Annotated in this window: 18 protein-coding genes; 10 read left to right on the plus strand and 8 right to left on the minus strand. The window is 67.4% G+C overall.

Annotated elements, in window-relative coordinates; translation table 11 throughout:
• Window positions 1-165: 165 nt before the first annotated feature.
• Window positions 166-1,395 (minus strand): RNA polymerase sigma factor RpoD, encoded by a 1,230-nt coding sequence (gene rpoD / locus HRL41_RS06340; protein WP_165170967.1) that lies wholly within the window; start codon window positions 1,393-1,395, stop codon window positions 166-168.
• A 236-nt stretch (window positions 1,396-1,631) separates the two neighbouring features.
• Between rpoD and HRL41_RS06345 the strand changes: the two genes are divergently transcribed.
• The 4 genes from HRL41_RS06345 to HRL41_RS06360 all read left to right on the plus strand — a co-directional run bounded on the left by HRL41_RS06345 (window position 1,632) and on the right by HRL41_RS06360 (window position 3,288).
• Window positions 1,632-1,844: a DUF3791 domain-containing protein gene (locus tag HRL41_RS06345; protein WP_172136030.1), complete on the plus strand. Its 213-nt coding sequence runs from the start codon at window positions 1,632-1,634 to the stop codon at window positions 1,842-1,844.
• Window positions 1,845-1,858: 14 nt separating this feature from the next.
• Window positions 1,859-2,416, plus strand: a complete 558-nt coding sequence (locus HRL41_RS06350; protein WP_172136031.1) for a DUF3990 domain-containing protein — start codon at window positions 1,859-1,861, stop codon at window positions 2,414-2,416.
• Window positions 2,406-2,612, plus strand: coding sequence for a hypothetical protein (locus HRL41_RS06355; RefSeq protein WP_216662551.1), 207 nt, complete (start codon window positions 2,406-2,408; stop codon window positions 2,610-2,612). Before HRL41_RS06350 ends, HRL41_RS06355 begins: the two co-directional genes overlap by 11 nt.
• Before the next feature lie 451 nt (window positions 2,613-3,063).
• Window positions 3,064-3,288 carry a hypothetical protein gene (locus HRL41_RS06360; RefSeq protein WP_172136032.1) on the plus strand — a complete coding sequence of 75 codons (225 nt, stop codon included), beginning with the start codon at window positions 3,064-3,066 and terminating at the stop codon, window positions 3,286-3,288.
• A 102-nt stretch (window positions 3,289-3,390) separates the two neighbouring features.
• Here the strand turns inward: HRL41_RS06360 and HRL41_RS06365 are convergent, their stop codons facing one another.
• The 5 genes from HRL41_RS06365 to metK all read right to left on the minus strand — a co-directional run bounded on the left by HRL41_RS06365 (window position 3,391) and on the right by metK (window position 11,717).
• The gene (locus tag HRL41_RS06365; RefSeq protein ID WP_172136033.1) at window positions 3,391-4,578 is read right to left on the minus strand and encodes an MFS transporter; all 1,188 of its coding nucleotides are present in this window, start codon (window positions 4,576-4,578) and stop codon (window positions 3,391-3,393) included.
• A 177-nt stretch (window positions 4,579-4,755) separates the two neighbouring features.
• Entirely contained in the window at window positions 4,756-5,454 is a 699-nt protein-coding gene (locus tag HRL41_RS06370; protein ID WP_172136034.1) for a TetR/AcrR family transcriptional regulator, read from the minus strand.
• A gap of 57 nt (window positions 5,455-5,511) precedes the next feature.
• Window positions 5,512-7,974 carry a primosomal protein N' gene (priA, locus tag HRL41_RS06375; protein ID WP_172136035.1) on the minus strand — a complete coding sequence of 821 codons (2,463 nt, stop codon included), beginning with the start codon at window positions 7,972-7,974 and terminating at the stop codon, window positions 5,512-5,514.
• Between the two features lie 54 nt (window positions 7,975-8,028).
• Window positions 8,029-10,260 (minus strand): ATP-binding protein, encoded by a 2,232-nt coding sequence (locus HRL41_RS06380; RefSeq protein ID WP_172136036.1) that lies wholly within the window; start codon window positions 10,258-10,260, stop codon window positions 8,029-8,031.
• Between the two features lie 194 nt (window positions 10,261-10,454).
• Window positions 10,455-11,717, minus strand: a complete 1,263-nt coding sequence (gene metK / locus HRL41_RS06385; protein ID WP_172136037.1) for a methionine adenosyltransferase — start codon at window positions 11,715-11,717, stop codon at window positions 10,455-10,457.
• A gap of 272 nt (window positions 11,718-11,989) precedes the next feature.
• On the opposite strand from metK, the gene HRL41_RS06390 reads away from it, so the two are divergent.
• From HRL41_RS06390 to HRL41_RS06415, 6 genes are all read left to right on the plus strand, one after another.
• Window positions 11,990-12,613: a TetR/AcrR family transcriptional regulator gene (locus HRL41_RS06390; protein WP_172136038.1), complete on the plus strand. Its 624-nt coding sequence runs from the start codon at window positions 11,990-11,992 to the stop codon at window positions 12,611-12,613.
• Between the two features lie 150 nt (window positions 12,614-12,763).
• Window positions 12,764-14,155, plus strand: coding sequence for a circularly permuted type 2 ATP-grasp protein (locus HRL41_RS06395; RefSeq protein ID WP_172136039.1), 1,392 nt, complete (start codon window positions 12,764-12,766; stop codon window positions 14,153-14,155).
• The gene (locus HRL41_RS06400) at window positions 14,156-14,974 is read left to right on the plus strand and encodes a DUF1461 domain-containing protein (RefSeq protein WP_172136040.1); all 819 of its coding nucleotides are present in this window, start codon (window positions 14,156-14,158) and stop codon (window positions 14,972-14,974) included.
• Between the two features lie 12 nt (window positions 14,975-14,986).
• Window positions 14,987-16,597: a glutamate--tRNA ligase gene (gene gltX / locus HRL41_RS06405; protein WP_172136041.1), complete on the plus strand. Its 1,611-nt coding sequence runs from the start codon at window positions 14,987-14,989 to the stop codon at window positions 16,595-16,597.
• Between the two features lie 7 nt (window positions 16,598-16,604).
• Window positions 16,605-17,009 carry a PaaI family thioesterase gene (locus HRL41_RS06410; RefSeq protein WP_165170945.1) on the plus strand — a complete coding sequence of 135 codons (405 nt, stop codon included), beginning with the start codon at window positions 16,605-16,607 and terminating at the stop codon, window positions 17,007-17,009.
• 159 nt (window positions 17,010-17,168) lie between these two features.
• The gene (locus tag HRL41_RS06415; RefSeq protein WP_172136042.1) at window positions 17,169-17,474 is read left to right on the plus strand and encodes a YhbY family RNA-binding protein; all 306 of its coding nucleotides are present in this window, start codon (window positions 17,169-17,171) and stop codon (window positions 17,472-17,474) included.
• Between the two features lie 77 nt (window positions 17,475-17,551).
• Here HRL41_RS06415 and HRL41_RS06420 read toward each other — a convergent pair whose 3' ends face one another.
• Window positions 17,552-17,989 carry a PIN domain-containing protein gene (locus HRL41_RS06420; RefSeq protein ID WP_172136043.1) on the minus strand — a complete coding sequence of 146 codons (438 nt, stop codon included), beginning with the start codon at window positions 17,987-17,989 and terminating at the stop codon, window positions 17,552-17,554.
• 5 nt (window positions 17,990-17,994) lie between these two features.
• On the minus strand, window positions 17,995-18,312 hold the full coding sequence (locus HRL41_RS06425) for a type II toxin-antitoxin system RelB/DinJ family antitoxin (protein WP_172136044.1): 318 nt from the start codon (window positions 18,310-18,312) through the stop codon (window positions 17,995-17,997).
• Window positions 18,313-18,565: the final 253 nt, after the last annotated feature.

Genomic DNA, 18,565 nt, shown 5'->3' on the forward strand with positions numbered 1-18,565 from the left:
CGTATGCCTTGCAGCGACCCCCCGCGAGGAGGGGTTGCAAAGCCGCCCTCACAGGCAAGGACCCCGCCCCTGCCGCCCAGCTCGCGGGTCTCCCCGTCGGGCAGCGAGGACGAGGTCCTTGCCTTGCCGAAGCGCCAAAAGCCGTTCTCGGCTGATTCTGGCGCGCTAGTCCTCCAGATAGTCCTTCAGCTTCGAAGAGCGCGAGGGATGGCGCAGCTTCGCGAGCGTCTTGCTCTCGATCTGACGGATGCGCTCGCGCGTCACGCCGAACTCGCGCCCGACTTCCTCGAGCGTGCGCGGATGCCCGTCCTCGAGCCCGAAGCGCAGGGAGATCACCTTGCGCTCGCGCTCGGCCAAGCCGTCGAGCACCTTGCCGAGCTGCTCCTGAAGCATGGAGAAGGACGCGGCGTCAGGCGGCACCACGGCGGCGTCGTCCTCGATGAAGTCGCCGAGCTGGGAGTCCTCCTCCTCGCCGATGGGCGTCTCCAGGCTGACGGGCTCCTGCGAGATCTTCTGGATCTCGCGCACGCGCTCGGCGGGAAGCCCCATCTCCTTGCCGATCTCCTCGGGGGTTGGCTCGCGCCCGAGCTCCTGCAGGAGCTGGCGCTGGATGCGCACGAGCTTGTTGATCGTCTCGACCATGTGCACGGGGATGCGGATGGTGCGCGCCTGGTCGGCGATGGCGCGCGTGATGGCCTGGCGGATCCACCACGTGGCGTACGTGGAGAACTTGAAGCCCTTCGTGTAGTCGAACTTCTCGACCGCGCGGATGAGGCCCAGGTTGCCCTCCTGGATCAGGTCCAGGAACAGCATGCCGCGGCCCACGTAGCGCTTGGCGATGGAGACCACCAGGCGCAGGTTCGCCTCGATGAGCTGCTGCTTCGCGTCAAGGCCCACCTGCTCGATGCGCGAGAGGCGGCGCTTCTCGCGGCGGTCGAGCTCGACGCCCTCGTCCTCGGCGCGCTCAAGCTCCTCGGTGGCGGCCACGCCGGCCTCGATCTTCATGGCAAGGTCGATCTCCTCGGCCGCGGTGAGCAGCGGGACCTTGCCGATCTCCTTCAGGTACATGCGCACCGGGTCGCCCGTGAGCATGGTGACGTTGGCATCGGCCGTGCGCTTGCGCACCCTCGACTTCGCGCGCGCGCTCACCTTCGGCAGCGCCGGCGCGTCCATGGTGGCCTTGAGCTCCTCCTCGGGAATGCCCTCGAGCAGGTCCTCCTCAGATTCAACTCCCACTTCGAGCTTGTCGTCGGCAAGGCTGTCGGCATGGCTCTCGATCGCCTCGGTTGCGGGAGGCTCGATGTCCGCAACGTCCTCGTCCTCGATGACTTCCTCGACGACGTCTTCGGCGACCTTGGTTTCTTGCGTAGATTTCTTCGATGAGGCCTTTGCCACGCGATCTTCCTTTCTATGAAGGGCGCCCTATGGGCATAGCTTCGCCATTATGGGCGCAAAGATTCAGCAAATTAGGATACACCTCCCAGCGCCCAAGTTCAAGGCCCATCCCGCGTGCGGTAAGAAACAGACGCCGTCCAAGCATCCAGATGCTCAGCCAGATCGACCGCTTCGCGGTATAATGCTCGCTAGGTTTCCACGTCATGCCAGAGCGAAGCCGAAGGGAGGCGATATCCGTGCTCGACGAGGTGCTCTTCATGCAAGCTCGCCTTTTCCGCATGTTCCGCGAGCAATGCCAGCTATCGCCCTCGCAAGCGAACGAGATCTTTGAGCAGCAGGGCATCTGGCGCTTCATAGAGGAATGCTACGATTACCTCCACCTCGAAGGTGACGAGGCCGTGCTCTCCGACATCTTCCGCAAGCTCTCCGCGCAAGGAGTGGCGCTATGAGGCTCTCAGACGGCATGATCCTCTACCACGGAAGCTACGCGCCCGTGCGTCACGTTGATCTCTCAAGATGCGCGACCGGCAAGGACTTCGGCCGCGGCTTTTACCTGACCTCAGACGAGCTGCAAGCCCGTCGGTTCATTCGGACCTCGCTGCGAAAGGCGCAAGGGCTGGGCACGGCGCCGCGCGAGCAAGGCTTCGGGTTCGTGTCCTCCTTTCAATTCAAGAAACCTGACAGCCCCTTATTCGTACGCCAGTTCCCCGAAGCTGATGCCTCATGGCTTTGGTTCGTCGCTTCTAACAGGCGGGCAGCCCTCGCCGAAGCGCTTGCTGGCAAGCTGGACCCCTCGCTCGACAGCGCAGACGTGATCATCGGCAAAGTCGCGAACGACGCCACCAATCCCGTAATCACCACGTACCTGAACGGCCTATACGGTCCGATCGACGAACCCGGCTCATCCGAGATCGCCATCAAGCTCCTGCTCCCGAGCCAACTCAAAGACCAGTACTGCTTCCGCACGGAGCGTGCCGTCAAATGCCTTGAGCCCCTTGAGGTGACCCGCTTTGAAGCCTGACATCATGGCGCAGTGCGCCGACCTCATCTTCGCAGATGCCGTGCAAGACCTCGCCCGAGGCACGGGCAAGCCCCTTGAGGAGGTGCGAGCCGCCGCCCTTCTATCCCCCGCCTACGAAGTGCTCTACGACTTTGACACAGGTCTCTGGCAGGAGGGCCCCGACTTCTTCGCATCGCTGATCGACCTCGATGCGTAGGATCCGAGCCAAAAGGTCTCTTCGGCACCCTTTCGAAGGATCCAGCTCTGGGCGTAGCGTGTTCGCGCGGTCATCTCACTTGCGACTAGGTCCTTCGGCTCCGCGCCCTGCGGACGCTCCGCTCAAGATGGCAGAGGATGGCCCCTGGAAGACCGGAGCGAGAGAGACGCACCCGAGCCTTTCGGCTGCCTGGCAACGCGGCGCAGCGGGCAACAGGGGACCGCGTGCAGAATTTCGGCGTGATTTTGGCAGAAATCTTCAGATGTTTGTCTCCTTCGTGTCCTCAAACGGGCCTTTGCAGCGACAGTGCATCCTTCATCAAAACTCGACCTGGGGTTTTGTCGGCCCCAGAGCGCATGAGCCGATAAAATGGCAGTTGCTGGGAGCTTGAGAGGGCAAACATCTGAAGATTTCTGGCAAAACGACCCGTGAAAAATGCAAGGAGCTTCCTATGAGCAAGAAAAGGCAGATGACCCCCTCGCAGAAGGCGGCGGCGCGCTGGGACGAGGACGAGCGCCCCGCGTCGGGAAGCTCGAAGAGGGCGAAAGGCGCCCAGCCCACGCCGTCTGACAACGCCTCGCCGTTCAGCCTGCAGAACGTGGTGATCCCGCTCATCCTCATGGGCGCCGCCACCGCCTTCGGATTCCTCATGCTGGGGAGGCAAGGCTTGCTCTAGCGAGGCGCGGGGACGCAGGAGACGCGTCATGCGAGCCGGCCGTGCGACCCAGAGCGCCCAAGAAAGACGTCCGCACTCCTTCCCGCCCGGCTTGCCGTTGGGCTATCGGATCAGGCGGTAGTAGATCGTCGTCGCGAATGCGATGAGCGCGCAGGCCACGTACATCGCCTCGTAGCCGCAGCCTAACACCAGAAACCCCAGGACGAACGGCCCGAGCCCGCACCCTGCGTCGCACAGGATGAAGAACGTGGACACCGTGAGCGAGGTGCTCGAGCTCGTCGAGATCTTCACGGCGGCAGCCTGCCCTACGGACATGCACGTTCCGAATCCGGTGGCCATGAACACGCCGCACGCCAAAAGCGAGAGGGGGTCTCGCGCAAACGCAACCAAGATCAAGCCGGCCCCCATCGAGGCGATCGACGGATAGAGGATGACATCTTCCCCGTACCGGTCCATCAGCTTGCCCGTCACCGGCCGGATCAGCAGCAGCACCGCCGCATAGACCAAAAACACGAACGGAGCGAAGAGCCCCAAGCCAAGCTCATCGGCATAGCTTTCAACGAACGCATTTATCGATGAGTACGCGAACGCGATGAGAAACATGAAGAACGAGAACTTCACCGTGGAGGAGTCTACGATCGGAGCCTTCCTTGCGCGGATCGAAGCGATCGACCTCCCCTTTGCAGCCGCCGGCTCGCGATACGTCCGCAGCAGAACCAGCGAGAGCGCCGACAGCACGAGGCAGATCGAGAAGAGGACGCTGTAGTCTATTCCAACTACGATCAAGACCGACATCAGGGGGCCTATGCCGATCCCCAGCGTATTCGACAGCATGAAGTAGCCTGTGCCCTCACCGAGGCGCCCGGCAGGAAGCCCGTCTATCGCCAGCGCAGGCACGACCGTGTTGGCAACCCCGAAAGCCACGCCATGCAAGAGACGCACGGCCAGAAGGAACGATATCCCCACGAACTCCATGAAGTAGAGGGCCACCGCCACGGTCTGCAACGCGAGAAAAGCCAAGCCGATCTGCCTCAGCGAGAACCTGCATTCCAATCGAACGCACACCACGCGCCCCGCTATGCCCCCGACGAGGAAGACAGATGCGGTGAGGCCGGCAAGCGCGGGGTCCACGCCGTACAGGGTTGCTGCGTGAAGGGCCATGGTCGTCATGAGGAGGAAGTAGATGACCACGAGAGACAGGTTGCATGCAAACAGTCTGACGAAGCCGGACGTGAAGATGGAGCTGCTCTTTACGCGCCCGTTTGCGTACCCGTTTGCGTGCCCGTCCATGTGCTTTCCCCTTCAGAAGAGGCTTGACCCAAGCTGCGAGGAGCGCCGAGAGCAACCGGGCGCATTCTCGCTCGTTTTGCACAGCCTAGCAAACCGGAGGCGGCGAAGCGAAAAGTCTGGACGATAGGCGCCCTATCGTCCAGCGAGTTTTTCGAGCGCAGGCGATCTGATCCGTCCTCATGAGCTCGTGCGATATAGCGAATCCCTGATCAGCTCGATGTATGCCTCGTAGACGTCGTGGAAGTGGCTGTAGAACGTCGACCTGCTGACGGACGCAGCCTTTGCGACCTCGTTGACTGACACCTGGTCGAGTGGCTTTTCCGCGAGCACGCTGCCCAGGGCAAGCTTGATCGACGTCTTGGTGTCAGCGTCTTCATTGACCGCAGCCCTGCCCTCCCCGCCCGGTTCCTGCGCGGCGAAGAGGCGAAGCCCCGAGATCGCGCTGAACGCCCTGAGGACTTCCATCTCGTCCCTTTCCTGCGGCTGCTCGAACCACCATCGTATGGTTCGCGCGAAAGAGCCTGCGAGGTGCTGGGCGTAGAGGGAGTCTATCCTGCTCGGAAGCGCCCTCATACCGCGGCTTATGCGACAGGCGAAGAAAACGCCCGATTCCCTCTCGAAGGCATCCCAGAAAGCGCGATCCGACCCCTTCGCCCGCTCGAGGATGATGGCGCGCGACTCGTTCAAGTTGCGAATCACTTGGAGAAGGCGCGTGGCAAAGTCGGTCGTCGCGATGGGCTTTCCATCGGCTCCCCTTGGCCGAAACAGGTCCTTGCAAAGGTCCTGCAACTGGGCTGAGCGATCATTCGAAGGCATTCTCGTCCTTTGCTCGCGTTTCAAAGAGGAATCGTTGGCGATTTCCCCCTCGTCATCCATTCTACTCTTGCCTGACGACGGCGGAAGCGTCAAGCGGGGCGAGCCTTTGCCCTGCCCTCAGAGCAGGTCGTGGCAGTCGACGTCGACCGCCACGTTCACCTCGCGGTCGGCCTTGCGGGCGCGGAACAGGCGCGTGAGCACGGAGGCGAGGTCGTCCTCGCGCGGGCACTTCACCACCACGTGCCAGCGGTAGGTGCCGCGCAGCTTCGACAGCACGCAGGGGCTGGCGGGCAGCACCTGCCAGCGCTCCCCCGCCACGTTGAACACGAGCTTCGCCAGCTCGGCGTGCAGCTCCTCGGCCACGCGCCTGACCGCGGCCTCGTCTTTGCCCCACATGAGCACGTTGGCCATGCGCACGTAGGGCGGGTACCCCAGCACGCGCCGCTTCGGCAGCTCGGCGCGCAGGAAGAGCGCGCGGTCGTACGTGGCCGCGGCGCGGATGGCGACCGAGGACGCCTCGTAGGTCTGCACGAGCACGCGCCCGGGCAGATCCGCCCGGCCCGCGCGGCCCGCCACCTGCTCGATGAGGGCGAACGTGCGCTCGCCCGCGCGGTAGTCGGGCAGGTGCAGCTGCGTGTCGGCGTTGATCACGCCCACGAGCGTCACGTCGTCGAAGTCGAGCCCCTTCGCGATCATCTGCGTGCCGAGGAGCACCGCCGCGCCCGCGCCCGCGAACTGGTCGAGCAGGCGCTGGTGCGCGCCCTTCGCGCGCGTGGTGTCGGCGTCCATGCGGATGACGGGCACGCCCGGCCCCACGCCCGGCGCGTCGTCGAGCAGCGCGCGCAGCTCGGCCTCCACGCGCTGCGTGCCCGCGCCGAACTTCTTGAGGTACGGGCTTTGGCACGCGGGGCACGTGGGCGGCGCGGGCGCGGCGTAGCCGCAGTGGTGGCACACGAGCTTCGCGCCCTGCTCGTGGTACGTGAGCGACGTCGCGCAGTTCGGGCACTCGGGCACGAACCCGCAGTCGCGGCACAGCAGGAACTTCGCGAACCCGCGCTGGTTCAGCAGAAGCACCGCCTTGCGGCCCGCGCGCAGCTCGTCTGCGAGCGCCTGGGCGAGGCGGCGCGAGAACATGGAGCGCGAGCCGGAGTGGAACTCGGCCGCCATGTCGATCACCTCGACGGCGGGAAGCGGGCGCCCGTTCGCGCGCGCGGGAAGCGACACCTGCGTCCAGCGCTCGTCGGTGGCCGCCGCGTGCAGCGCCTCGATGGAGGGCGTGGCCGAGCCGAGCACGAGCGCGCCGCCCGAGCGCCGCACCATCCACGCCGCCACGTCGCGCGCCACGTAGCGCGGGGCGCTGTCCTGCTTGTAGGAGCCCTCGTGCTCCTCGTCGATCACGATGAGCCCCACGTCGGCCAGCGGCGTGAACAGCGCGCTGCGGGCGCCCACCACCACGCGCGCCTGGCCGCTTCGGATGAAGTCCCACTGGTCGAAGCGCTCGCCCTGGCTCATGCGCGAGTGCATGACGGCCACGGCGTCGCCGAAGCGCCCGCGGAAGCGCGCCACCGTCTGCGGCGTGAGCGAGATCTCGGGCACGAGCACGATGGCGTTGCGCCCCTCAAGCAGCACCGCCTCGATGGCCTGCAGGTACACCTCGGTCTTGCCCGAGCCCGTCACGCCGTCGACGAGCACCACCTCGCCGCGGGCTGCCGCGCGCGCGTCCTCGACGGCCCGCAGCGCCGACGCCTGCCCCTCGGTGAGATGCGGCTTCGCCGACGGCGCGAAGCCGGGCTGGGCGGGTCCGGCTGCGGCGGGTCCACCTACGGCGCCCGCGCGGCCGGCGGACGCCCTGTCAGCGCCCGCGAAGCCGCGCATGCGGCGGCGGCGCTCGACGCGCACGACGCCCTTCTCCTCGAGCGCGCGCACGGCCGCGGACACGCTGCCGAACTCGAGGGAGAGCTCGGCCATGCGCACGTCGCCGCGGCGCACGGCCTCGATGACCTGCGCCTGCTTGACGGCGTTCCTGCGCGGGACGAAGCCCTCGGCAGCCGGGCCGAGCGTCACCCAGCGGTCGTCGACCTCGCCGACCGTCGGCTGCTCGAGCCGCCAGCTCCCGTCGCGCCCGTGCACGAGGCGCGGCACGCCGCCAGGCGGCGTGAACAGGCGCACGCACGCCGAGAGCGGCGCCACGTAGCGCGCGGCCAGAAACTGCGCGCAGGCCGCGCCCTCCTCGTCGAAGAAGGGGGCGGTGAGCACGCGCTCGATCGGCTTGAGCTTGGCGGCGCGGTCGCGCGCGAAGCCCGCCTGGGGGCTGGGCGCCTCGTACTGGGCGCCGAACCCGAAGTGCGCCTCGAAGGGCGCCTGCGCGGCGGATGCGGGAGGCGCGCCGCCTGCGGCATGCGCGGCAGCCTCCTCGGATTCGCGCACGCCGACCACGAACCCCACCGCGCGGCGCCGCCCGAACGGCACGAGGACCGCGCAGCCCACCTCGACGTCTCCCGACGCCTCGGTGACCGCGTAGGTGTAGGGCGCGTCAAGCGCCTGCGTGGGAATGTCCAGGATGACCGAAGCGAGTTTCATGGCACAAGAGTATAGCACCCGGGCACCCCGGCGAAGGGGCGCGCGAAGCCGGGGCTAGGAGCTTCTCGGGACACATGCGAGCTTGGCGAGCAGGGTCTTGACGTCGATGGGCTTGGCGACGAAGTCATCCATGCCGCTGGCGGCGGCGCGGTCCTGGTCCTCCTTGAAGGTGCTCGCCGTGCAGGCGATGATCCGCACGGTGCGCGCGTCGGGGCGGTCGAGCGCGCGGATGGCGCGCGCGGCCTCGTAGCCGTCCATCACCGGCATGTGCGCGTCCATGAGGATCACGTCGATGCCGCCTGCGTCCGACGCGCCGAAGGCGGCCACGGCCTCCTCGCCGTTTGCGGCCACGCGCACGGCCATGCCCTCCTCCTCGAGGATGCTCACGAGGATCTCGGCGTTGAGCTCGTTGTCCTCCGCCACGAGCACCGAGAGCGCCCGCCCCGGCGCGCAAGCCTGCTCGGAAGCGGCCGCGTCGGCGCCAGCGTCGGCAGCCGCGCCCACCGCGGCGGCTGCGCCCGAGCCCGCGCCCACGACGCCGCCCTCCGCGCCCACGACGCCGTCACCCTCCGCAGCGCCGCCCTCTTCCGCAGCGCCCTCCGCGCCCGCGGGCGCGACCTCGAGCGGGAGCACCACCTCGAAGCGGCTTCCCCGCCCCAGCTCGCTCTCCACCAGGATGTCGCCGCCCATCTGCTGGGCCAGAAGGTAGCTGATCGACATGCCGAGCCCCGTGCCCCTCTGCCCCTCGGCAGAGCTCGTCGCCTCCTGGGAGAACGCGTCGAAGATGTGCGCGATGAACTCGCGGCTCATGCCGCAGCCCGTGTCAGCCACCACGAAGCGCGTGGTGACCGCGTGGCCCGCGGGCGCGTCCTGCGTGACCGAGAACGAGACCACGCCGCCTGCGGGCGTGAACTTCGCCGCGTTCGAGATGATGTTCATCATGATCTGCTTGATGCGCACGGCGTCGCCCACGAGGCGCGGGCACGCCACGTCGCGCGCGCACTCGAACAGGATCCCGCGGCCCTCGACGTTCTCGCGCTGCATCGCGCAGAGCGCGTCGACGAGCTCGTGCAGGTCGAACGCGTCGACCGACAGCTCGACCTTGCCCGCCTGCAGCTTCGACATGTCCAGGATGTCGTTCACGAGCGCGAGCAGGTAGCGCGCCGTGCTGCCCATCTTCGCCACGTACTCGGCCATCTGCGCGCGGTCGTCCAGGTGCCGCTCCATCAGGTGGTTCAGCCCGATGATGCCGTTCAGGGGCGTGCGGATCTCGTGGCTCATGCTCGAGAGGAAGTCGGCGCGCGCCTCGGCGCGGGCGTTCGCCTCCACGCTGCGGTGCAGATAGCGGAACAGAAGCGCCGCCATGACGCCGAGCGCGCACACCACCACGACGAGCATGACCATGGTCATGGTGACGAACCTGCTCGCCCGCTCGTCGAACACGCTCTTGGGGACCGCCATCCCGAACGTCCAGCTCGTTCCCTCGATCGGCGCGAACGACAGCATGAGGTGCTCGCCCGTGGGCATCAGGCACGACGTGGCGAACGTCTCGCGCGCGCCCGCGCGTGCGAGCACCGCGGCCGCGTCCATGCCGTCGTCGAACTGCGCCCCGTCCATGACCTCGTAGAACGTCGAGCCGTCACCGCGCCCCAGGATGCGGCGCGCGTTCACCACGTAGAAGCCGTCCTCGCCGATGACGCTGCTGTAGCCGCGCCCGCCGAAGCTCTCGATGCGCATCTGGTTGCGCACGTCGCTGATGTCGCACACGCCGAGGAGCGCCGCGAAGCGCACGCCCTCGGCCGCGACGTCCTCGAGCTTGATGCCGTAGAGCAGCGCCTCGTCCTCGGCCCGAAGCACGCCGTCGCTCCCGTTGAGGCGCATGACGTAGCGGCTCGACCCTGCGGGGAAGAAGTCCTCGTAGTCGTGCTCGCTCGGGTCGAGCACGCGCCCCGCGTTCGTGTAGAGGCGTCCCGCCTCGTCGAGGAGGAGCACCTCGTTGAACGCCTCGGACGCGGCGCTCTCCACGCGCAGGTAGTCCTGCAGGTCGGCGATGGCGTCATATCCGTGCAGCTCGAAGCGGTTCTCCATGTCCTCGAGGCGGTCGAGCGAGATCTCGATGGACGCCTCGATCGACTCCACGTCATGCTGGGACACCTCGCTCATGCTGAGGAGCATGTTGTCGGCGACCACGCGGTTGAGCTGGGTGACGTACGCGCCGATGGCGACGACGGCCAAGGCGAGCGCGAGGAGGATGGCGGCGATGTGTCTGAGCTTCGAGCTTCCCATAAACCTTACCGAAAAGATCAGCTTTACCGAAGCCCATTATAACCGCAGGAGAGCGCCGTGAAAAGAAAGCGGGGCGGCCTCGAGCCGCCCCGCCAGGGACAACAACGCGAGCAGCGAAGGGCAGGCCGGCGGCGAAGGCAGCACGGACGGCGCGGGCGCAGAGCCTCGCGCCGGCGCGCCGCAGCACGCCGCGCCTACTCCAGGCCGCAGGCTGCGCGCAGCGCGCCGGTCTTCGTCGTGGCCTCCCAGGTGAACTCGGGCAGCTCGCGCCCGAAGTGCCCGTAGGCCGCCGTCTTGCGGTAGATGGGGCGGCGCAGCTTCAGCTCGTCGATGATGGCGCCCGGGCGCAGGTCGAACACCTCGGCCACCGCGCGCTCGATGGCGTCGGTCGGCACGTGCGCGGTGCCGAACGTCTCCACCATCACGCTCACCGGGCGCGCCACGCCGATGGCGTAGGCGATCTGCACCTCGCAGCGGTCGGCGAGCCCCGCCGCCACCACGTTCTTCGCCACCCAGCGCGCCGCGTAGGCGCCCGAGCGGTCCACCTTCGTGCAGTCCTTGCCGGAGAACGCGCCGCCGCCGTGGCGGCCCATGCCGCCGTAGGTGTCCACGATGATCTTGCGGCCCGTGAGGCCCGCGTCGCCCATGGGGCCGCCGATGACGAAGCGCCCGGTGGGGTTCACGTAGATCTCGGCGTCGTCGGCGAGCGCCACGCCCTCGGCTGCGAGCACCGGCTTGATGACCTGCTCGATGACGTCGGCGCGCAGCGTCGCGTGCTCCACGTCGTCGGAGTGCTGCGTGGAGACCACCACCTTCTCCACGCCCACGGGCGCGCCGTCGGCGTAGCGCACGCTCACCTGGGTCTTGCCGTCGGGGCGCAGGTAGGCGAGCGTGCCGTCCTTGCGCACCTCGGTCAGGCGCTCGGCCAGGCGGTGCGCCAGGTAGATGGGCATCGGCATGAGCGTGGACGTCTCGTTGCAGGCGTAGCCGAACATCATGCCCTGGTCGCCCGCGCCGATGTTCTCGTACGGGTCGGTCGCGGCGTCGGCGCCGTGCTGCACCTCCCACGACTCGTCGACGCCCTGCGCGATGTCGGGCGACTGGCCGTGGATGGAGTTCATCACGCCGCAGGTGTTGCCGTCGAAGCCGTACTTCGCGCGGTCGTAGCCGATGTCCGTGACCACCTCGCGCACGATGGCGGGCACGTCGACGTAGGCCTGCGTGCGGATCTCGCCGGTCACCATGACGGTGCCCGTGGTCACGAGCGTCTCGCAGGCGCAGCGCACCTGGCTCACGTCGGCGGGCTGGCCGTTCGGCGCCACGTAGCCCGCGCGCTCGAGCTCGATCTCCTTCTCCAGGATGGCGTCGAGGATGGCGTCGGAGATCTGGTCGCAGATCTTGTCGGGATGCCCCTCGGTCACCGACTCGGACGTGAACAGGTAGTTTGATGTCGTCATGAGGTATTCCTCCTTCATCGATGCTGGCCGGACCACCTTGGCAGGCGCCAGGTTGGTGTCGGGATCACCAAGCCAACTCTCTCCCCCGACTCTGGATAAACGGATATGCGGCCCGCGCAACCGCGCAAGGCCAAGCAGACAGTATACGCGAACACGTGCCTTGCGCAAGGACTATTGCGGAATAAGGCGCATCGAGCCTGCCGGCGAAGCGCGGCGCGGAAAGCAGCGCATAGTGTGGTTTAATGGACAGATAGCAAGAAAAGAGGAGTCACATGGCACTGACAAGCACCAACCTGGAAGCCGCGCCGCCGCAGAAGGTCGACCGGCGCATCATCAAGACGCGGAAGGCCATCCGCCAGGCGTTCCTGAAGCTGCTCTCCGAGAAGGGGCTCGGCAAGATCACCGTGAGCGCGCTCGCCCGCGAGGCCGACATCGACCGCAAGACGTTCTACCTCCACTTCTCCTCCATCGACGACCTCATCGAGCAGGAGGCCAACGTGCTCGTGGAGAAGGTGGCGCGCGCGCTTTCGCGGCCCGCCGCCGCGGACGCGGGCGACGCGCCGTCGCTCAGCATGAAGCGCGTGCTCGTGGAGCTCGCGGCGGTGGTCGAGGAGGACGCCGTGCTCTACCAGCACGTGATCTCGTCGCTGTCCATCGACCAGATGGTCGAGGCGCTCAAGGAGCCCGTCCGCAAGGCCGTGCTCGCCAACGCCGCCGACCGCGACGCCATCGACGAGCAGGGGCTCGACTACCTGCTGCGCTTCTACATCGCGGGCACGCTGTCGGTGTTCGTCCACTGGTTCACGGGCGACCGCAGCCGCCCCATCGAGCAGGTGGTCGACATCGTGGACCAGGCCACCCGAAGCCACGGCATCGAGACGATATCGAGGTTCTAGCGCCCCGGCGCGGGGCAAAAGGGGCATCAGCAGGGACGTCGTCCCGAAAGGCTGCGCGCCCGTTGCCCCGCCGTTGCCCCTGCGTGCTACACTTCACGTTACGCCCTTTCCCCAACGCGGGCCCGCGCGCCCGAGACAAGCGAGCGACCTATGACGAAGAACGCCGACCACACCCGCGAGTACTTCCAGATCATCGACGAGCTCGACGGCGACGTGCCCAGCCGCCGCGCCGCGCACGCCTACATGCGAGGCTCCACGGCCATCGTGCACCACCGCGTGGTGGACTGCTCGTTCGTACCGCGGCTGTTCAACCAGCAGACCTACGACGCCATGAAGGGCACCGCCGAGACGGCGCACCGCATCCTGTGCAAGGTGATGCAGCGCTACCTGGACGACCCGGGCTACCGCCGCGTGTTCGACTTCGACGAGCGCCTCGAGGAGCTCATCCTGCTGCCGCGCGGCTACGACTCCCTGCTGCCCTTCGCGCGCGTCGACACCTTCCTCGACGAGGACGACTACCGCGTCAAGTTCTGCGAGTTCAACGGCGACGGCTCCTCGGGCATGAACGAGAACCGCGAGATCACGAACTCCGTGCGCGACACGGCCGCCTTCCGCGCCTTCGCCGACCGCCACAGCGTGCGCGGCTGCGACCTCTTCGAGCCGTGGGTCGAGGCGTTTCTGCGCATCTACGCCACCTACGAGCACCGCGTGGAGAAGCCGCGCGTGGCCATCTGCGACTACCTGGAGAACGGCGTGGTCGACGAGTTCTACCTGTTCGCGGACTTGTTCGCCGACCACGGCGTCGAGTGCGCGGTGGCCGACGTGCGCGAGCTGACCTTCGACGGCGAGGTGCTGCGCGACGCAGGCGGCGCGCGCGTCGACGCCATCTGGCGCCGGTGCGTCACCAACGACGTGATCGACCACTGGGACGAGTCCCAGGCCCTCATCGACGCCGTGCGCGCCGAGAAGGTGGCGCTCATCGGCAGCTTCGCGGGGCACATCGTGCACGACAAGCAGATCTTCGAGGTGCTGTTCAAGCCCGAGACCTGCGCGTTCCTCACCGCCGACGAGATCAGCTTCATCGAGCAGACCGTGCCTTTGACGGCGTTCCTCTCCGATGACGCGGTGAACGTCGCGCAGATCCGCGCCAACAAGGAGGAGTGGATCATCAAGCCGTCCGACCACTACGGCGCCGACCACGTGTACGCAGGCTGCGAGGTGTCGCAGTCGGAATGGGAGCGCCTGGTCGACGAGTTCGCGAACGCGCGCGCGGGCTACCCCTTCATCGTGCAGCGCTACATCCGCCCCTTCAAGACCGAGACGCTGCCGCCCGACGCGCGCATCGAGGAGGCGCCCGACGCCGACGTGCGCCGCGAGCCCGCGCTCTACAACAACCTCAACGGCCTGTACCTCTACGACGGCGTCTTCACGGGCGTGTTCAGCCGCCTCGGGCCGCTGCCCACCATCTCGAAGGAGAACCAGGGCATGACCGCGGCCACCATCTGGGTCGACGTTGACATGGAAGGCGGCGTGGAGCTGTAGATGAGCAAGGGAACCCAGCAGACCATCCTGAGCGTCGTCTGCGCCGTCGCGCTCGCGCTCACCTTCTTCGCCAGCGGCCTCGTGACGTGCTGCCTGCCGATCACCACGCAGGTGCTCGCCGGCGCCACCTGCGCCCACGACGTCTCGCCCTTCACGCAGGACGAGCTCATCCGCGCCGCGGAGGCCACGCGCAGCTACACGGTCGACGAGCATGACGAGGAGGCCCTCTACGCCGCGCTCTGGGAGATAAACGAGCGGGCCGCCGCCGAGGGCCGCGCGCTCGCCGGCGCGCCCGACCTCGCCGCCGCGCGTGGCGGGGCTGACGCAGGCGCGCGCCCGGACGTCGAGGCGATCAAGGGCGCCTTCGCGGGGGCGTCGGAGTCCTACGTGCTTCCTGCAGGCGCCGTGGCCCACCTCGACGACGTGAGCGACGTGATCGCGCGCTTCACGCCCGCGCTGCTCGGCATCGCCGTGCTCGCCGCGTTTTGCCTGATGGCGACCTTGCGCCTGTACGGCGCGCGCCCGGTCGGCCGCGCGCTCACGTGGGCGGGCGCGGGCACGCTCGCGGCGCTCCTGCTGCTCGGCCTCTGGGCGCTCATCGGCTTCGACGGCTTCTTCGCCGCCTTCCACGGCCTCTTCTTCGCCGACGGCACCTGGACGTTCCCCTCCGACTCGCTGCTCATCTGCATGTACCCCACCGCATTTTGGATGGGGATGGGCGGCGTGTGGCTTGCCACCTCATGTGCGTTATCTATACTGTCACTTGCCCTTGGGCTTCACATGCTCAAGCGCCGCGACCCGAAAACCGACGAGAGATAGAAAGCATCACCCATGACCAACAAACCCGTGCGCGTGCGATTCGCGCCCTCCCCCACCGGCAAGCTCCACATCGGCGGAGCCCGCACCGCAATCTACAACTGGGCGTTCGCCCGCGCGACGGGCGGCACCTTCGTGCTGCGCATCGAGGACACCGACCCCGAGCGCTCCACCGAGGAGAACACGCAGATCATCCTGCGCGCCCTGCGCTGGCTCGGCCTCGACTGGGACGAGGGCCCCGAGGTGGGCGGAAGCGCCGGCCCCTACTTCCAGATGCAGCGCATGGACACCTACGCCGCGGCGCTCGAGCGCCTGCGCGAGCGCGGGGCGGCCTACGCGTGCTTCTGCACGAAGGACGAGCTCGACGCCAAGCGCGCGAAGGCGGAGGCCGAGCAGGGCGGCTACGCCGGCTACGACGGCACGTGCCGCGACCTGCCCGCCGACGAGGTGGAGGCGCGCATCGCCGCCGGCGAGCCGCACGTGTGGCGCCTGCGCGTGCCGAAGGACCACGGCCCCATCGAGTTCGACGACGCGGTGTACGGGCACATGGCCTTCCCCGCCGAGGTGATGGACGACATGATCCTCGTGCGCACCGACGGCAGCCCCACCTACAACTTCGCCGTGGTGTGCGACGACGCCAACATGGGCATCACGCACGTCATCCGCGGCGACGACCACCTGTCCAACACCCCGCGCCAGATCCTCATCTACGAGGCGCTCGGCTACGACGTGCCCACCTTCGCGCACCTGTCCATGATCCTCGGCGCCGACGGCAAGAAGCTCTCGAAGCGCCACGGCGCCACCAACGTGGAGGAGTACCGCGACCGCGGCTACCTGCCCGACGCGCTCGTGAACTTCCTCGCGCTTCTGGGCTGGTCGCTTGACGGGGAGACCACCATCATCGACCGCGCGACGCTCTGCCGCGAGTTCTCCCTGGACCGCATCACGAAGAAGGACGCCGTGTTCGACGAGACGAAGCTCGACTGGATGAACGGCGTGTACATCCGCGAGATGGACGTCGACGCGTGGACGGCCTCCGCCCGGCCGTGGCTCGCGGCGGCGCGCGCGGACGGCGAGGGCGTGCCCGCCGGCGTGACCGTGGCGCCCACCCCCGCCAAGGACGAGCTCGCCGCCGCGGCGCGCGAGACGCACGTGCCCGGCGAGGGCGTCTCGCCTGAGGTGTGGGAGGCGGCGCTGGCGGCGACCGACGAGGCGCCCGAGATCGCGCGCGGCGCCTACCCGCTCGTGATCGAGCGTTTGAGCCGCCTGAACGAGATCCCCGCGAAGCTGGCGTTTCTGTTCTGGGGTCCCAACGTCATGCTCGACGAGAAGTCGCTCAACAAGGTGCTGAGGAAGGAGGGCGCGCGCGCCGACGAGGCGCTCGCCGCCTGCCGCGCCGTGCTCGCCGACGAGGACAACGCCTGGGATGCCGAGTCGCTCCAGGAGAAGTGCCGCGCACGGGGCGAGGAACTCGAGATCAAGCCGAAGAACCTGTTCCAGCCTCTGCGCGTGGCCGTCTGCGGCAACATGGTGTCGCCGCCCCTGTTCGAGAGCATCGTGCTCATGGACCGCGCCGACGTGCTCGCCCGCATCGACGGCGTGGCGGACGCGGCCTTCGGGGAGTAGGTGCGCCATGATCGACGAGAACGCGACGCTCGAGGAGCTCACCGCGTTTTTCAGCGGCGACAAGTTCGCCACCGAGGCGGCGGGCTGCCGCATCGTGGAGGCGCGCCGCGGGCACGCCGTGTGCGAGATGGAGCTGGTGCAGGGCGTGCACTTCAACGCCATGGGCGGCGTCATGGGCGGCGCCATCTTCACGCTCGCCGACTTCGCGCTGGCCGTGGCCTGCAACGTCGGGGAGGCGCCCACGGTGTCCGTGAGCAACACGATCGAGTTCTTGAGCGGTGCCAAGGGCACGAAGCTCATCGCCACGTGCGACGCTGACAAGTCGGGCCGCCGCCTGGGCTTCTACACCGTGGAGGTCGTCGACGACACCGGTCGCAAGGTGGCGAAGATGTGCGCCACCTGCGCCCGCTGACGCGCGAGGACCCCGACGAGACGGCAACGCGAGGATCCCAAGACGGCAACGCGAGCATCCCGACGAGACAGCAAGCTGACATCACGCGGCGCGCCTGCGGCACATGCCGTCGCAGGCGCGCCCTTCGAGAAACGTCCTTCGAGAAACGAGGAACCCACCATGGCAGAGCCCCTCACCGGCAAGCAGATCCGACAGCTTCGCAGCATGGCGAACACGCTGAAGGCCACCCTCATCATCGGCAAGGAGGGCGTGGGCGCAGGCACGGCCAAGCAGGCGTCCGAGGCCCTCGAGGCCCACGAACTCATCAAGTGCAGCGTGCTCGACGCGGCCTGCGCTGACACGCGCGACGTCGCCAACGACCTGGCCGAGCGCGTCGACGCCAACGTGGTGCAGGTAATCGGGCACAAGTTCGTCCTCTACCGCGCGTCCTCCCGCGATGACGTCGAGCGGATCGAGCTGGTCTAGCAGCCGCAGATGCGCTTAGAGCTCAAGGCATGCGGCCCCAGGCAGTACCTGGGGCCGCATGCCTTTTGCGCGCATTCTCAGAACGGCACCATCTCGTACTCGAGGCACGTTGGCTGGTAGAGATCAACGAACTCTTGCGGGGTCAAGACAGCTACAGGGGACTTCTTGAAGTCCGCCTTGTTGCGCGTGACGATGACGTCAACCCCGTTTCGATACGCAGCCCATGCGTTGAGGTCATCCTCGAAGTCACCTGAGCAATGCTGGCAGGCAGTCCGGCAATCCACCCCCGTCACATCAAGCACGTCAATATAGTCGAGGAGCTTCTCGAAGATGCTCATGGTTTCCTTGCGGCTGACGATCTTTCGAGCCGGCAGCAAGTAGACGAACGTCTGGGCGGACAGAGCCGTCATGCAGACGTCGAACCCCAGAAACGTCGCCACGTCAAACGCCCGATACGAATACTCGAAATCATCGGAGTCGTTCCACAAGTCAACGAGCACGTTGGTATCGAGCATGACCTTCATTCGCGCACCCCCTCGAAGCAGTACTTCTCGTCAAGATGCTTTCGGTACAGCTCACGTGGATCCTCGTATTCCCCCTCTCGATCGGGAAGGAGGCGAATGGTGCCCACCAGCTCGCGCAGCAGGAGGCGTTTCCTCTCCCACTCGTCTCCTTCTTGCCCGACCATCCACTCGGGCACCTTCTGCTCGCGGTCGGCGTACTCGTAGAGCTTGCGCACAGCCGTGGTGGTCGAGATGCCGTGCCGCGCGAACACCTGGTTGCCCCGCTCCTTGAGCGCCTCGTCGATCCGCACATTCAACGTCGCGGTTGCCGCCATGGCAGCTCCCTTCTCTCCGCGTGCCTCTGATGCCGTGGACTATACGCTCCTACATTACGTAAAGCAATACCGGAGAGCGAAAGGGGTTGTGTTCTTTTTTCGCCGCCGCCCGCGCACCTACTCCCCGCGCTGCGCGCGCTTTGCGCGCTTCTCGGCCAGGCGCTCCTTGGCCGCCACGCCGCGCTCCACGGCACGCGCCTTGCGGGCCGTCCGGGCGCTCGCCGCGCGCGCCTCGCGCGGATGCGGCAGCGCC

Source organism: Adlercreutzia sp. ZJ473 (assembly GCF_013185065.1).
GTDB lineage: Bacteria > Actinomycetota > Coriobacteriia > Coriobacteriales > Eggerthellaceae > CAAEEV01.